The organism is Sutterella parvirubra YIT 11816 (assembly GCF_000250875.1).
In the GTDB taxonomy this organism is placed as follows: Bacteria; Pseudomonadota; Gammaproteobacteria; order Burkholderiales; family Burkholderiaceae_F; genus Sutterella; species Sutterella parvirubra.
In genome coordinates this window covers 1-14478 of sequence record NZ_JH604884.1, presented here as the reverse complement: position 1 = coordinate 14478, position 14478 = coordinate 1, and the positions used below count along the sequence as shown (strand labels likewise).

General features: G+C 65.9%; 12 protein-coding genes. 2 read left to right on the top strand and 10 right to left on the bottom strand.

What is annotated here, in order from left to right; genetic code table 11:
• The 3 genes from HMPREF9440_RS02155 to HMPREF9440_RS02145 form a co-directional block, all read right to left on the bottom strand.
• Positions 1-973, bottom strand: a 973-nt coding sequence (locus HMPREF9440_RS02155) for an ABC transporter permease (RefSeq protein WP_008541053.1), incomplete at its 3' end; no start/stop codon positions are given.
• Between the two features lie 38 nt (positions 974-1011).
• Positions 1012-2013, bottom strand: a complete 1002-nt coding sequence (locus HMPREF9440_RS02150) for an HlyD family secretion protein (RefSeq protein WP_008541051.1) — start codon at positions 2011-2013, stop codon at positions 1012-1014.
• Positions 2010-3455, bottom strand: coding sequence for a TolC family protein (locus tag HMPREF9440_RS02145; protein WP_245523554.1), 1446 nt, complete (start codon positions 3453-3455; stop codon positions 2010-2012). The genes HMPREF9440_RS02150 and HMPREF9440_RS02145 overlap by 4 nt, the downstream gene beginning before the upstream one ends.
• A 488-nt stretch (positions 3456-3943) precedes the next feature.
• On the opposite strand from HMPREF9440_RS02145, the gene HMPREF9440_RS02140 reads away from it, so the two are divergent.
• Entirely contained in the window at positions 3944-4483 is a 540-nt protein-coding gene (locus HMPREF9440_RS02140; RefSeq protein WP_008541044.1) for a superoxide dismutase family protein, read from the top strand.
• Between the two features lie 160 nt (positions 4484-4643).
• Here HMPREF9440_RS02140 and HMPREF9440_RS02135 read toward each other — a convergent pair whose 3' ends face one another.
• From HMPREF9440_RS02135 to HMPREF9440_RS02125, 3 genes are all read right to left on the bottom strand, one after another.
• The gene (locus HMPREF9440_RS02135) at positions 4644-5159 is read right to left on the bottom strand and encodes a hypothetical protein (RefSeq protein WP_008541043.1); all 516 of its coding nucleotides are present in this window, start codon (positions 5157-5159) and stop codon (positions 4644-4646) included.
• Positions 5160-5347: 188 nt separating this feature from the next.
• Entirely contained in the window at positions 5348-6301 is a 954-nt protein-coding gene (locus HMPREF9440_RS02130) for a LysR family transcriptional regulator (protein WP_008541041.1), read from the bottom strand.
• A 106-nt stretch (positions 6302-6407) separates the two neighbouring features.
• The gene (locus tag HMPREF9440_RS02125) at positions 6408-7220 is read right to left on the bottom strand and encodes a nitroreductase family protein (RefSeq protein WP_008541040.1); all 813 of its coding nucleotides are present in this window, start codon (positions 7218-7220) and stop codon (positions 6408-6410) included.
• Positions 7221-7426: 206 nt separating this feature from the next.
• On the opposite strand from HMPREF9440_RS02125, the gene HMPREF9440_RS10365 reads away from it, so the two are divergent.
• On the top strand, positions 7427-7774 hold the full coding sequence (locus HMPREF9440_RS10365) for a helix-turn-helix domain-containing protein (protein ID WP_008541039.1): 348 nt from the start codon (positions 7427-7429) through the stop codon (positions 7772-7774).
• 203 nt (positions 7775-7977) lie between these two features.
• On the opposite strand, the gene HMPREF9440_RS02115 is transcribed toward HMPREF9440_RS10365, so the two are convergent.
• The 4 genes from HMPREF9440_RS02115 to HMPREF9440_RS02100 all read right to left on the bottom strand — a co-directional run bounded on the left by HMPREF9440_RS02115 (position 7978) and on the right by HMPREF9440_RS02100 (position 14284).
• Complete coding sequence (locus HMPREF9440_RS02115) at positions 7978-8502, bottom strand: RrF2 family transcriptional regulator (protein WP_008541038.1); 525 nt, start codon at positions 8500-8502, stop codon at positions 7978-7980.
• 295 nt (positions 8503-8797) lie between these two features.
• The gene (locus HMPREF9440_RS02110; protein WP_008541037.1) at positions 8798-9517 is read right to left on the bottom strand and encodes a ferredoxin reductase domain-containing protein; all 720 of its coding nucleotides are present in this window, start codon (positions 9515-9517) and stop codon (positions 8798-8800) included.
• Between the two features lie 2078 nt (positions 9518-11595).
• A complete protein-coding gene (locus HMPREF9440_RS02105; protein WP_008541028.1) occupies positions 11596-13239 on the bottom strand; it encodes a formate--tetrahydrofolate ligase in 1644 nt (547 codons plus the stop codon).
• A gap of 418 nt (positions 13240-13657) precedes the next feature.
• Positions 13658-14284, bottom strand: coding sequence for a response regulator transcription factor (locus tag HMPREF9440_RS02100; RefSeq protein ID WP_008541026.1), 627 nt, complete (start codon positions 14282-14284; stop codon positions 13658-13660).
• Positions 14285-14478 lie beyond the last annotated feature (194 nt).

Here is a 14478-nt window from a genome sequence, read left to right as displayed (position 1 = left end):
TGAAGGGGAAGGCGGGCGCGGTGAGTGCGGAGACGGTCGTGACCGCGAGCACCCACGTGAGCGACGTGGAGGTGATCAAAAGCGCCATCCCCGCCATCGCGAGCATGAGAAGCCAGCCTGCGAGAAGCCACCACCCGACCGAGGCCCAGCCCGCCGCGGCGGGCGCCCATCCGGCCCACCCGGCAAAGCCTGCGACCCAAAGGGCGTGCCCCAAAGCGTAGAGCGCGAACCAGGGGAGAAGCTTCCCCAAAATCGCGGCGAAGGGGCTGCCGCCCGCCGCGGCCACCCAGGCCCGCACCGTGCCCGCGCGCCAGTCGCGAACGAGCGCGGATGCGAATGCGAGCACCGCGCCCAGCGCCATCACGCCGGGAAGAAGGGGCGCGAGAAGATAGGCCGAGAAATTGAAGGCGGCGTTCCCGAGGAAGTAGGTTTCGGGGAGCAGCGCGCGGAGCATCCCGCCGTTGGCGGAAAGCGGCCCGCCCCCGGCGGCCGCCGTGCGCTTTTCGGCCCCGACCTGAATCGTGGCGTCGGCGAGGGCCAGCTTCAGATCGGCCTCGAGCATGGTCGACACGGGATAGTAGGTGCGGTTGAAGGCGGCGGAAACCGCGCCGCCCGGGCCGGAGAGCCCGAGCCGCTGCGCCTTTTCCCAGTCTTCCGGGACGGTGATCACCGCGAAGACCCGGCCTTCGCGCAACGCCTCTTCGGCGGCCGCGGGGGTCTCGTAGGCGGTCAAGGCCATCGTGGGCGCCGCGTCGATCTGGCGCGCCGCCTGGCGGGACGCCGCCGAGTGGTCGAGGTCGACCCACGCGACGGGGAGCCCCCGCATGAGGCCGGTCCCGAAGGTGAACGCCAACACCAGGCACCAGAAGAGCGGCACGACGAAGCCGGCCAACAGCAGGCCGGGGTCGCGGCGCATCGCGCGCACTTCATGGCGCGCGGCGCTCCAGATGTCGGAGAAGAAGCCGGTGGTCATGAGAAATCTCTGCTCTCTGGCGAAAGAGGACCGGATGATCAGAGCCCCTTCGGGAGAATCGCGCTCATGCCGGGGCGAAGGCCCTCGACCGGCGTCACCGGACGGGCGCGCACTTCGAAGGTGCGCAGGTCGTAGCCGGAATTCTGACGCGTGGCGCGCCAGACGGCGTAGTCGCCGCGGGCGCTCACCCAGTAGACCTCGACCTCAACCGTCTTCCCGAGCGCGGGGACTTCGACCTGCCAGCGGGTGCCGGGCGCGACGCCCGGGAGGTCGTCTTCGCGGAGGTTGAAGCTCATCCAGACGTCGGTGAGGTCGGTCACCTGCACGAGGGGGAACCCGGCCGGGGCGATTTCGCCCGGATCGATGATGATCTTCGAGACTTCGCCCGAAAGCGGCGTCTTCACGAACGCTTCCTCGGCCATGCTCCTCACTTCGGAGACGCCTCCCTCAGCCTGCGCGAGAAGCGCGTGCGCCGCATCCTTTTCCTGGGCGCGGAGCCCCGTTTCGAGGGCTTCGACCTGCGCCGCCGCGGCGCGCACCGCTTCGCGGGCGCCGTCGCGCTGGGCGCGGACTTCGTCGTGGCGCTGGGCCGAGACGAGCCCCTCCTTGAAGAGCGCGTCGACGCGCTCCCAGGAGCGCTGGGCCAAGGCGAGCGCGGCGTCAGCGCGGGCCTTCTGGGCTTTGGCCGCGCGGATTTCCTCCGAGCGCGCGCCTTCGTCGGCGAGGCTCGCCTTCGCGCCCGCGGCGCGGGCGACGGCTTCGACCTGCGCGAGCTTCGCTTCGAGTTCGGGGATCGCGATCTTCGCGACGGGGGTGCCGGCTTCGATCCGGTCGCCTTCCTTCACAAGGACGGATTCGATGCGGCCGGGGATCTTGGCGGAGACGGAAATCGTCGTCGCGTCGACCATCCCCTGCACGGGAACGGGCTGCGGGAGCGTGGCGCGCCAGACGCCCCAACCGATGAAGCCGACGGCGCCCGCCAAGATCAATGCGCCCAGGAGGGTCGCGGCGGTGGATTTCTTCTGAGGTTGGGCGGTCATTTGAGGGAGACTCCGGTGGAAGACGGGACGGCGACGAGGTCGCTGCGGTTGAGCGACTCGAGGAATCGGGGCATTTCACCCGACACGGCGTGAAGGGTCGCCCAGGCGGCGACGAATTTGTAGGCCGCCGCTCTCAATGCGATTTGGGCGGCGGTGAGTTGGGTGCGGGCGTTCGAAAGATCAATGGCGGTGGACAAGCCCTCCGCGAACCCCGCGCGGCGAAGCCGCAGGTTTTCTTTGGCGAGCGCGAGCGTCCCGGCGGTGAGGCGGTAGGATTCGCGCGCGTCGTTGACGCGCAGGAACGCCGTTTCGACGGCGGTGCGGATTTCCGTCCGGGCTTCGTTCCTCGCGGCGCGCGCCTTGTCGACGACGCTCGTCGCGGCGGCGACCGAGGACGCTCTGTCCTGATTGCTCCAGAGCGTGAACGTCACGCCGATCCCGGCGATCCAGTCGGGTTCGGGGAGCGTCAGGTAGTGCTTGACGAGGTTCTTCGTCCCGAAGGCGAAGATCTTCGGGTGGTAGAGGCTCTTCGCGCCTTGGACGCCCGCTTCGGCCTGCGCGGTCTGGGCGTCGATCTGCGCCAGGACCGGGCTCGCGCGCATCGCGCGGGCGGTCCAGTCGTCCAAGGTGCCCAAGTCGCCCTCCAGAATGAAGAGCGGCGTGGAGAGCTCAGGCAGGGCGTCTTCGCGGAGCGCGTTTCGGAGCTGCGTCTCCGCGGCTTCGCGTTCGGTCTGCGCGGAAATCCACGCGCGCTTCGCGGCGTCGCGGGAGACCTCGATCGACATGCGCTCGAGTTTCGAAATGACCCCCTTCGCTTCAAAGGCCTGCGCGCGCTTCACTTCGGCCTCTTCGTCGGCGAGCATTCCGGCGTGGAGGCGCTCGACCTCACGCGCCAGCTGCACGCCCCAGTAGGCCATCGCGAGCCCGGCGTCGATCTTCTCGCGCTCGGCGTCGCGGGCGTAGGCGGTTTCGTCCACCTTCCTGCGGAGCGCCTCCTGCTTCGCGGAGACGGCCCCGCCCGTGTAGAGGGGCCAATTGAAGTTCAGCATCGCGCGGGGGCCGCCGATGTCGATCTTTTCCGAGAAGTTGAGGTTCATCGCAGGGATGGTGATCGGGGTCAGCTTCCCGCCGATCCCGACCGGGAGCGTGATGTTCGGGGTGTCAAGGCCGAGTTCGACGGTCTTCGTCCCCTCGACCTGCATCGCGGCGATGTCGACCTTGGGGCCGCCCAGGAACTTCGCGGCGTCCGACTGGTGCTGCGCGTGCGCGACTTCGGCGTCGTGCGCGCGCAGAAGATCCGAGCGGCTGCGGCGCAGCTCCAGCGCATCGGCAAAGCTCATCGCCCCGCGGACGACGGGCGCCTCGGCGGCGTTGGCGGTCGCGGGGGCGGGCTGAGCGGTCGGAGCGGCCCCGGCAGGCGCAGAGGAGAGCGCAAGCAGCACGGCGCATGACACCCCGAACACTGGGCGGGCGGACGGTCGAGACATCGATGAATCCTGAAGTTGAGGGAGGGCGGAAGAGGGCCTGAGCATCTCTGATCAGGCCGATTATCCGTAGCCGCCGGTGCGGCCGAAAGGGTGAATTCTAGGGGCTTTTACGGAAAAACTCACCGAAACGGCTTCCCGCGGATGCGGTATGCCTCATGAGTTTCTTCCTACGCGCGCAAGGATTCAACCCCGCGAAAAGGTCGGTTTCCTCTCTTTGACGCCGGACCGACACATTTCCTTGCAGAGACGCTATCGCGCGGGTGCCGTCGATAGATGAACGCAAACAGCCGTCCTGCGGGCGAAGTTGGTTGGTACTTACCCCGAATTCGCTATAGAAGGATAGTCCCTTTTGGGGAGTTCCGGCGGATTGACGGCGAAGAAAGGGACCCCGCAGAATCGACCCATCAGGTTTTGGTTCTCAACTTTCCACAAGGAGACTCACCATGAAGACCTTTGCCGCGCTCGCGCTTTCCGTGGCCGTCGCCGCCGAGAAGGACGCCGTCAAGCTCTACGATCCGATGGCCGAGAGCCAGAAGGTCGTCATTGAAATGAACCTCCTCGGTGAAAAGGGCGACCAGCCCGCCGGCCGCATCGTCGCCGTGAATTCGCCCTACGGCGTCGTCTTCTACCCGCAGCTCAACGGCCTCGCCCCCGGCGTTCACGGCTTCCACGTGCACGTGAATCCGGACTGCGGTCCGACGGAGAAGGGCCTCGGCATGAAGGCGGGCGGCCACTGGGATCCGGAAAACACCGGGACGCACTCCTTCCCCTGGGCCGACAACGGTCACAAGGGCGACCTCCCGGCCCTCTACGTCGCCGAGGACGGCACGGCCACGCAGCCCGTCTTGGCGCCCAAGATCAAGTCGATCGAGGAACTCCGCAACCACTCCATCATGGTTCACGTGGGTGGCGACAACCACCACGACCATCCGGCTGCCTTGGGTGGCGGCGGCGCCCGCATGGCCTGCGGCGTGATAAAGTAACCAGGCCGCTCACGGCCGAACGAAATGCCCGGAGGCGCAGTGCCTGCCGGGCATTGTCGTATGGAGAACCATCGGCCCCATCGGCTTCCGGGCCGACGTCTTGGCCGGGTTGAATGGCCCCCCGGTTGAATCCCGATTCAGGATTCAGGATTCAAAAGACTCACGGCGCGAAGTGCCAACCCCAACCGAGCCCCCAACCCGGGCCCCAACCGGGTCCCCAGCCCCAGCCGTGGTCGAGGTAGAGCTCCATGCGGTCGCGTTCGGCCTCAGCGGCGCGGGCCCGCTCGGACGCGTGCTTGACGGCGTTCCTGAGGTCTTCCTCAAGACCGGGCGCGTCCTTCGGGCGCTCGAGCGTGACGGTCATCCCGTACTGAAGGTCCGTGACGATGAGGGGCACCGGCGTCTCGGCGCGCGCGCCGGAGGGCCACGTCGCGATGAGCCCGGGGATTTCGCCCCCGGCGGCTTCGAGCGCGTCGCGGTCGTATTCGATCGAGACCGGCGCGGTGCCGTGCGAGCGCCCCGCCCGGTCGGTGATGAGCGCGCCCTCAGGATCGGAATTCACTTCAACGTAGGTGGCGCAGCCGGTGAGACCGGCCGCAAGAAGCAGGACGGCGAGGCCTGCGAGCGCCCGGTGCTTCCGCATCGGGGACATGCGTGTGGTCTTCGTGGCGGTCATGGCGGCCTCCTTTCTTTTGGGGCGGTTGCGACATGGGGTGGTGTGCCGGGACGTTCCGATGCGTTCCGGGGAAGCCTCAGCTTTACTTCAAGCTTAGCCCTTTCGAAAGAAAATCGGCACCCCTGCGGGCGCCGATTTGGTATCCGTCTTCAACGGGCGGGGAGGCCTGAGCCGGTTGCCGGTTGTCGTCAGTCCTCGAGCACCCCGAAGGCCTTCGCGCTCTTCAAGGCGCTCGCGGAGATGAGCCCGCGCACCCACTGCAGAAACGGGTCCGTGTGGGTGCAGTGGTGCCAGATGAGGCAGGGCGAGAAGGTGGCGAGCTCGACGGGTGCGGGGAGCATCCGGAGCGACACGCCGCTCTGGCGCACCGCCTGCATGAGCGTGATGACGGGCGCCGTGTAGGTGAAGTCCGTCTTCGCCAAGACCATCGGCACGGCGAGAAAGAAGGGCATCTCGAGGGCCACTTCCTGCATCGTCGTCGCGGTTCTCGACTGCGGGCCCGCCCACTCGGGCGCGCCCGGGAAGGTCGTGCGGATCTGGCGGTAGGCGGAGAGGTCCTGCATCGTGATGCGGCCGCGCTTTTCGTAGCGCTCGATGAGGGGATGCCCTTCGCGCACGAGGATCCCGCGGCGGGTCTTGTAGAGCTCCGTCACGTGGAAGTCCTTCGGGACGTTCGAGATCGGGTAGAGAGCGAGGTCGGCGGAGTTGTCGCGCAGGCGGTCGAAGATGTCGGGCCCGACCTGTTCGATGATGAGCTGCGACTTCGGGACCTGTTCGTAGAAGGGCTCGAAGCATTCCGCCAAAAGCGTGGCGACCCCGTTGTCGGCGGAGAGGATCCGCACGGGGCGCTCGGTCTTGGCGAGTTCGAAGACGTTCCGGTGCAGGAGCACCTCCATCGTGCGGAGCACCTCCTTCACGTCCCCTTCGATCTCACGCATGCGCTGTGTCGGGAGCATGGAGAGCCCCGCGCGCACGAAGAGCTGGTCTTCGAAGAATTCACGCAACTTCGTGAGCCGGCGGGATGCGGAGCCCATGCTCAAGTGATGCCGCTCCGCCGCGAGCGTGAGGCTGTGCGTTTCCGTGAGCGTCACGAGAAATTGGAGTTCTTCCAGGGTGAAGTCGCTGACCTTGTTCTGGTTCATCGTGACGGGCGGAGAGGTTGGGAAAATGGGGCGGGGAGCCGACGCCGGTCGCTCACAACCGACGGGCCGCAGAGGTTTGCGGCCATACGGGTCCTGAGTATACAACTTAGCGGATGTGGTCCAAGAAGGACTTCGCCTTGTAGCCGACGCTCTGCACGGCGGTGACGTGTTCGTCGGGGCCGAGGTGGAGGGCCTCTTCGAGCTTCTTCGTGGGAAAGAGCGTCCGCGCGACGGACGCAAGCCCCAGCGCCTCCGCGGCGAGCGAGACGGCCTCCAATTTGACGCCGACGTTGAGGTGCGTGTTTCGGATCCGGAGCTCCTCGATCGCCTCATCGTTCCAGACCTCGCCGTCGAACTTCATCATGAGCTGCTCGGCGATTTCGGAAACGCGCGTCCTCGTCTTCGCAAGGTTCGAGACGTAGACCAGCTGCACGGGCGGGAGCGTCATCGCGGGCTGCATGTAGGCGGCCAGGTGCCGGATGTCGGTCAACGCGCAGAAGAGCAGCCCCCGGCGTTCGGGAACCCAGCGCCAGATGCCGTTTGCCTTCAAGACATAGATTTCGGTTTCGCGCCAGTCGAACGACGTCGGCGTCGTGCGCCCGCCGTCGTACTCGCGCCCGACGCGGCCCTTGGTGCGCTTCTGCGCGTCTTCAATGTCGCGCACGCCGTCCGCCGCCCAAAGGATGTCTGCCAAGACCGGGTCGGGAAGGGGCTCGTTCGAGAAGCTCCTCTCCGAATGGCGCGACGCCATCACGGCCTTCATCGGGACCGAGAGCGCGTCCGAGGGCGCGGGGAGCGCGCGGAAGATTTCGTTCGGGTCGCGGCGTTCGAACCGGGCTTCGATGCGGGCGTTGAGCGCTTCGAAGCGCTCTTCGAGATCCACGCGCCATTCGCGGAAGAGGCGTTTCACGTCGTCCATGGGCGGTCCTTTGGGGTTGGATGGCTTGCGTTCGGTTTGGGCTTGGGCGTATTCGACCGGCCGGAGGGAATTCCGGCGGTGGAGTGTCGAGTATAGACCGCGCCCGACGGGTCGGCGCTGCGGTAACATCAAGCCCGAGGCCCCGGCATGAGATTGAAGGCGGCCGCATCTTTACCCAACCCAGCCCTGATTGCGCACGCAGAAACATGCTCGAACGACGCCAAGAACCCGACGGGGGAGTGCTCTTCACGCTGAAGCTCCCGCCGCTTGAAGCCCAGCGTGCGGACCTGGTCGAGGCGCACCTGCAGGCGTTGGTGGCGCTTCTGGAATCGGCGCCCGCGAAGGGCGCGGTGCCGGAGGAGCCGCCCGGGATCACGTTGAAGATGCTGAGGAAAGACGCGGGACTCACGCAGGTCGAGTTGGCGAGGTTGGCCGGCACCACCCAGTCCCGCATCTCCGACATGGAGTCGGGCGTGCGGCCCTTCACGGCCGAAGCCGCGAAGAAGCTCTCCGAATACTTCGGCGTTCCGGTGGAGTGGTTCATCCGGCGGTGAGGCTCCCCTCCGGATGAAGAAAACGCCCGGCGCGGCGGGGTCGCTCGGGCGGCGGTGAAGACAATAAGAAGAAAAGAAGAGGCGGTCCGGATCGGAGCGCCTTCGTTCTTCTTGGGACCCGAGGGGCGGTGTGGAAATCGGGGCTTACGTCAGCCCTCAGCCGCTCTTCGGTCCCGGGGCGTCGTCAGGACGCCGGGTCGAGGTCAGTACTCCTCGTCGTCGGGGCGCTTCTTGCGCCGGATGAGGCTGATCACCGGGACCACGGGTTTCGGCACCGGACGGACGTCGAGGCCGCGGAAGCGGCGGTCGATCTTCGCGTACGTGGCGCGGAGCTTCGCGTTGTCGACGGCGTCGGCGAGCGTGATCTTGTTCAGTTCCTCGTAGAAGGCTTCGAGCGCGGACGCGTAGTAGTGCGTGAGCTGGCAGCCTTCAAGGTGGCACGCGGGTTCATTGCAGTCGAAGAGCGATTCGTTCCCTTCGAGGCGTCGGACGAGGTCGCCCAGACGGTATTCGGACGGATCCTTGTCGAGCGCGACGCCGCCCAAGCGCCCTCGGACGGTGGTGATCCAGCGTTCCTGGCCGAGACGGTGCACGACCTTGGTGACGTGATTCTGCGTCCAGTCGATCTTCTCTGCGAGTTCCGAGACGGTGACGAGACGGCTGCGGTTGACGTACGCGAGGTACATCAGGACCCGAAGACTCAGGTCGGTGAAGCGGGTGAGACGCATTTAGGGGTTCCTTGCACGGTAACGGACCGGTCCGCTCAACTTCGGTCTGCAACGGACCAACCTGATGGTTTGGGAAAACGTGTGATCTCAATTTTGCCAAAATCCGAAGCCATTGGCTAGATACTGCCAAAACGTAATCGAATTTGAGATACGTTCGGCGGGTACCGCCGGGCTTGCGGCACACGTTCAAAATTCGCTCTTTTCGAGCGGCCGGAGGCCGGTGTTGTAGGGTTCGACCTCCGGCGGTTGGTGAAATTCTGCAGGTGGGCGGCCTCAAATCCGCCCGCGGGGTCCTTTACCCGAGCGGCAGAACGTGAATGCGGGCGGCGATCACGCCGAGGCTGAGGAGCGCACTCCGGAGTCTGGCGATCAGGCCCTCAGGGCCCGCGATGTAGAAGTCCGCGTCCGGATCCTGGCAGAAGAAGCGGAGACGGTCGGGTTCGATTTCGCCTTCGGCGTCGAAGGCCTCGCCCTGGCGGTCGGTGCCGAGCGGCGCCGTGAAGAAGACGGCGCCCGCAGCGTTGGGCATGCCTTTGAGGGCGAGTTCCATCGCGCTCCGAAGCGCGAACGTTTCGCTCGACGCGGTTTCGTAGAGGACGTGGGTCTTCCGGAGCGGGTTCTCGACGGCGAGGGTCTCCAGAATCGCGACGATCGGCGCGATCCCGGCGAGGCCGCCCAGAAGGACGAGCGGATGCTCGGCCTGGATGTCCGGCGTGAAGTCGCCTTCGGGTCCGGTCATCTCGACCTCTTCGCCCACACGCAGCGACGCGAGTTTCGGGAGCTTCCCTTCGGCGCTCGGGACGACCGTCACGCGCAGGAACGCTTCGCCCGGACCCTGCGAAATCACATAGGGCCGGAAGGGTTCCCCGGCGCCCGTTTTGATCAGGACGTACTGTCCGGGCTCATACTCGGGCAGGGCGCCTTCGACGGGCGTGAACGTGAGCGACGTTCCGTAGCGGCATTCCTCACGCCGCGACGCGCACTTCATGAGTCTGGTGCTTTGCTGTTCACTCATGGTTCTCTCCTCCCTGAAGTTGCTGTTCGTGGCTCTCACGGAAGGATCGTGTCGGCTCCGGACGGTCCTCCGGAGCGGAAAGGTCGGGAGAGGCGCCTCCCGTAGGTGGGGTCCGATGTGTTCGGGATGTCGATGGTGCTGCCGGACCGACCACCGTCCGGCGCGTCTTCAGGCTTCCCGATCGGGTGCCGCCTGCGGGGAGCGGGTCTCAACCGGACCCTCCTTCCTCACCTGTATTTTAATCGGTGTCGCGGATGGAAAATTTTGAAAGGCGGGCTATTTACATTGGGTATTCATCGAAATTCGGCATATGGAAAAAGGGTTGTCCGAAGGCAGAAAATCGCCCCGCGCCGGAGAACCGGAGTTGTTGCATGCGTGCACTTTGTGCGCAAACGGGAAGTGAAAAGCGGGTGGGGCGACGCTTTTTCGGCGTGCGTCGCCCCGGAGGAAAAGCGCATTTCGAGGCCGGAGTTTTGATCCCGGACGGGGGCCGGACGGTCGGCGGGGACGTGTTGAAGGATGCTTGAGGACATCCTGGGCGACGCGCGGGCGGCGCGTCGGGGACGTGCCGGGGAAAGTGTCGGGAAGGATCCGGGGTGAGGTCCGGGTGGATGGGAAGCGTCGGCGCGGCGGCGTCGGGGCGCGTCCGGTCCGGGCTTCCGATGAGCGGCGCCGAAGCGGGGCGTGCCTGCGGCACCCGACGTGCTTGTCGGGGTCGGACGGGCCGCACACGGGCGCGGATTGAAGTACGCGCCCGCGGGCCGGACGATCCCGCCGCCCGGCTCCCCGCTACTCCGGTAGCGATCCCGAAGGCCGCGTGACCGCGCCTGCCGGGACGCGGAAGCGTCTCTTGGAATGTGGGCGCGGCGTCCCCGGGCGCGCGTCGGTCGCCTTCACGGATGTGCCGCGCTCCCGCGGCCGTCCGCCTTCAGGGTCCGCCTGAGCCCCGCATCGGCCGACCGCCGGTCCCTCATCCGCCCCGGCTTCGGGCGTCCTCGATGGGGCCGGCCTCGGGCGCGGCGGGGGACGAGGCGGACGGTGCCGGAAGTGCGTATGGGTTCCCTCGGAGGTATCCGCGCGGGGGTGATCTTTTTCCGTTGGGAAACGCGCAACAGAGGGTTCCGCCGGAAGGAGGAATCCGCCTACGCCTTTTTGGAGGAGTGCGCAAGCTATCCCAAAGTGGTAGTTTTGAGCGAACGCCGGTTCCGGAAAACAGGGTTCTCTCCGCGTGAAGACGAAAGTGGACGCCCCAGACCCGGTCATGTCGGTTTTTCGTCACGTTCTCGTGGCCGAAAGACGGTTTCGCGACATTCCTTGTTGTTGGGGAGATCTTCGGAAGGCGAACGCTCAAACCTTCGTCAAAGACGCGAAAAAGGAGGATCCCGTTCACGGGTTAACCCGAACGCCGGATGTCTTGCGGGAAAACCCTCGTTTGCGGGCCGGATAGTATTTACAAACAGTAACAATCATCCCTGATGAAAATTGGGGATGCGTATGGGCGCTCAAGGGTTTACGTTGATATACTGCGAAGCATGTTCGGTGGACACGAAAGGAAGAATTTCTTCCGTTCGAGATTGCCGGACACCGGAAGGCGTGCCATGCGCCTCCGGACGGCAGCCTCCCGTGTGGGAACGGGTGGTGATCCGGTACATGGCAAACACGATTCATGTGTTTTCTCCTTTTTGTGGTTGCAAGGCAGGTCTGCCGTCCGCTGCGGCTGGTCCCCGCTCCGGATCCTTCGGTCTCCGACCGTCTGCCCGCAGATCGCCGACACGGCGCCCCTGAGAACCTCCCCGGTCCTCACGCACCGTGTGGAAGAAAGGTTGACGAGATGTTTGGTCGCATCGCTTGAGTCAACCGCATCTTCGCCTCCTGGAAACGACGTCACGGTTTCCTCCTTTTCCGCGACGACGTTTGCAAAGAATCGGAGGGCCCGCGCTTTGGTCGGCGCGGGCCCGTTCCGTTTGCTCCTCAAGCAAAAACGAAACCCCGCAGGGTTTGCTCGCCCTACGGGGTTTTGTTGTGCCTGCAGCTTTTGCAGCCTGCGGCCGGGGGACCCGGCCGCAGAATCACATCGATTACGCGAGGCCGGTGATGCGGCCGTCCTTCACGTCGATCTGCATGGCGGCCGGGGCCTTCGGGAGGCCCGGCATGCGCATGATGGCGCCCGTCGTCACGACGACGAAGCCGGCGCCGGCGTTCAGAACCAGGCGCTGCACGGGCACGTCGAAGCCCTTCGGGGAGCCCAGCGCCTTCGGGTCCGCGGTGAGCGAGAACGGGGTCTTCGCGATGCAGACGGGGAGGCGGTCGCAGCCGAGATCCTGGAGGCGCTTCAGGTCCTTCTTCGCGGCGTCCGAGAGCGTGAAGCCTCCCGCGCCGTAGACCTTCGTCACGATGGCGCCGATCTTCTCTTCGATCGTGGCGTCGGGTTCGTACGTGTGGGTCAAGGGCTTCGGATCGGCCGCGGCCTCAACCACGGCACGGGCGAGTTCGGTCGCGCCTTCGCCGCCCTTCGCAAAGCCGTCGCAGACCGCGAAGCGCACGCCCAGCTCAGCGCAGCGCGCGCGGATGATCTCGAGCTCTTCGTCGGTGTCGGTGTGGAAGTGGTTGAGCGAGACGACGACGTTGGGGCCGAAGCGGCGCAGGTTCTCGACGTGCGCGTCCAGATTGCAGAGGCCCTTCTTGAGCGCCTCCACGTTGGGCTTCCCGATTTCGGGGAGCGGCACGCCGCCGTGCCACTTGAGGGCCTTGGTGGAGGTGACGAGCACGATCGCGGCGGGCTGGAAGCCGGCCGCACGGCACTTGATGTTGAGGAACTTCTCGGCGCCCAAGTCCGAGCCGAAGCCCGCTTCCGTGATCGCGTAGTCGCCGAGCGTGAGCGCCGCGCGCGTCGCCGCCACCGAGTTGCAGCCGTGGGCGATGTTCGCAAACGGCCCGCCGTGCACGAAGGCGAGGTTCCCCTCGATCGACTGCACGAGGTTGGGCTTCATCGCGTCGAAGAGGAGCGCGAGGAGCGCGCCCGTGGCGCCCAATTCCTTGCAGGTGTAGGCCGTGCCGTCGCGGCGGATGCCGAGGACGATGCGGTCGAGGCGGGCGCGGAGGTCTTCCATGTCGGTGGCGAGGCAGAGGATCGCCATGAGTTCGGAGGCGGCCGTGATGTCGAAGCCCGCTTCCGTCGGGAGACCGTTCGCCGGACCGCCGAGGCCCGAGACGATGTTGCGCAGCATCCGGTCGTTCACGTCGAGGACGCGGCGCCAGTAGATTTCCTTGAGGTCCACCTGACCCTGGTGGCGGGCGTTGTCGAGCAGGGCGGCGAGGAGATTGTTCGCCGCGGTGATCGCGTGAAGGTCGCCCGTGAAGTGGAGGTTGATCGCCTCCATCGGGAGGACCTGGCTGTAGCCGCCGCCGGCCGCGCCGCCCTTCATCCCGAAGACGGGACCGAGCGAGGGTTCGCGAAGGGCGAGGACGGCGTTCTTGCCGATCTTCTTCAAGCCCTGCGCGAGTGCGATCGACGTGGTGGTCTTCCCCGACCCCGCGGGCATCCCCGAGGTGGCGGTGACGAGAATGAGGCGGCCCTTCTGGGGGCGCGAGGGATCGAGCGTCACCTTCGCCTTGTCGCGCCCGTAGGGCTCGAACTCGGCGTCGGTGAGGCCGGCGCCGTGGGCGAGCTCGTCGATCGGGACGAGTTTGGTGGATTGGGCGATTTCGATGTCGGTCAGCATGACGAACACTCCAAAAGAGAAAAGACAAAATCGGAATCCGGCGTGGGGAAGCCGGGAGCCGAGAGGCTCAACCGGTCTTTCCCGGGGCGCGAAGGTCGGGGAGCGGCGCTCGACCCGCCCCTTCGGCGAGGCGTGCCCGCACTATACGGGAATTGGGGGGCCTTCGGGGCGAAGCGGCGAAATCCTCCGCCGCAATCGCCTTCGTGGGAAGACATTCGGCGCGAAGGCTTCGCCCGCGGAGGTACCGGTCTCGTTCGGGAAGCGGAGTTTGGGCTAGTGCCTTTGGGCTAGGCGGCGTCCGGATGACCTGAAAGGCCCTTCGGGGCCGTCACTTCATCTCGAAAAACGAAAACGCCCGCAGGGGCCGAAGGCCGATGCGGGCGCCGTGGGGGTAGCGGTTTTCTGTCGATCAGGCCGATCAGAGCGGATCGCCGGAACGCAGCAGCAGACGCGCGATTTCCGCGGCGTTGTGCAGATCGAGCTTGCGGTAGGCGCTCCCGCGGTGGACCTGAACGGTCTTTTCCGAGATGCCGAATTCCGCGGCCACTTCCTTGTTGGAGTAACCCTGCGCGACCATGCGGATCACTTCGCGTTCGCGCTGCGTGAGCTGCTCAAGGCGCGCCTTGAACCCGGCCACTTCGGCCTGATCGCGGCGGGCGGCCTTGTTGCGGGCGACCGCGGCGTCGATCACTTCGAGAAGGCGCGTGTCGTTCACGGGCTTCTGCAGGAAGTCGACGGCGCCGTTCTTCAGGGTGTTCACCGCCATGTCGATGTCGCCGTGACCCGAAATGAAGATGATCGGGAGGTCGCAGCCCATGGCCTTCAGTTTGTTCTGGAGCTCCAGTCCCGACATGTTCGGCATGCGCACGTCGAGAAGAATCGCGCCGTAGCGGCGGAAGTCGGAGGAGGCGAGGAAGCTGTTCGCGTCGGCGAACGTCACGACGTCGTAGGATTCGCCCGAGAGCAGAAAGGCCCAGGAGCGGCGGACGCTGTCGTCGTCGTCGATCACGCGGATGAGGGGTTTGTAGTTGAAGTCGTCGAGCACGGCGTAGGTCTCTCTAATCTTTCTGTGAAGGTCGGAGGCGTTTCAAGCTTCTGAGGGGGTTCCTGAGCGCCCCGAAGTCGGGCGCATCTCTCCCATTGTATCCAAGCAAAGGATTTTGAAAAGTCCGGCATCTTGGCGGTTCTACCTAGACGGGGCCGGTTTTCGCCTTAGGAACAGTAAAGAAATAAAATTTA

Coding starts and splice junctions, on each gene's coding strand:
- HMPREF9440_RS02150 (WP_008541051.1), bottom strand. CDS start 2,013: ATGACCGCCCAACCTCAGAAGAAATCCACCGCCGCGACCCTCCTGGGC.
- HMPREF9440_RS02140 (WP_008541044.1), top strand. CDS start 3,944: ATGAAGACCTTTGCCGCGCTCGCGCTTTCCGTGGCCGTCGCCGCCGAG.
- HMPREF9440_RS02135 (WP_008541043.1), bottom strand. CDS start 5,159: ATGACCGCCACGAAGACCACACGCATGTCCCCGATGCGGAAGCACCGG.
- HMPREF9440_RS02130 (WP_008541041.1), bottom strand. CDS start 6,301: ATGAACCAGAACAAGGTCAGCGACTTCACCCTGGAAGAACTCCAATTT.
- HMPREF9440_RS02125 (WP_008541040.1), bottom strand. CDS start 7,220: ATGGACGACGTGAAACGCCTCTTCCGCGAATGGCGCGTGGATCTCGAA.
- HMPREF9440_RS10365 (WP_008541039.1), top strand. CDS start 7,427: ATGCTCGAACGACGCCAAGAACCCGACGGGGGAGTGCTCTTCACGCTG.
- HMPREF9440_RS02115 (WP_008541038.1), bottom strand. CDS start 8,502: ATGCGTCTCACCCGCTTCACCGACCTGAGTCTTCGGGTCCTGATGTAC.
- HMPREF9440_RS02110 (WP_008541037.1), bottom strand. CDS start 9,517: ATGAGTGAACAGCAAAGCACCAGACTCATGAAGTGCGCGTCGCGGCGT.
- HMPREF9440_RS02105 (WP_008541028.1), bottom strand. CDS start 13,239: ATGCTGACCGACATCGAAATCGCCCAATCCACCAAACTCGTCCCGATC.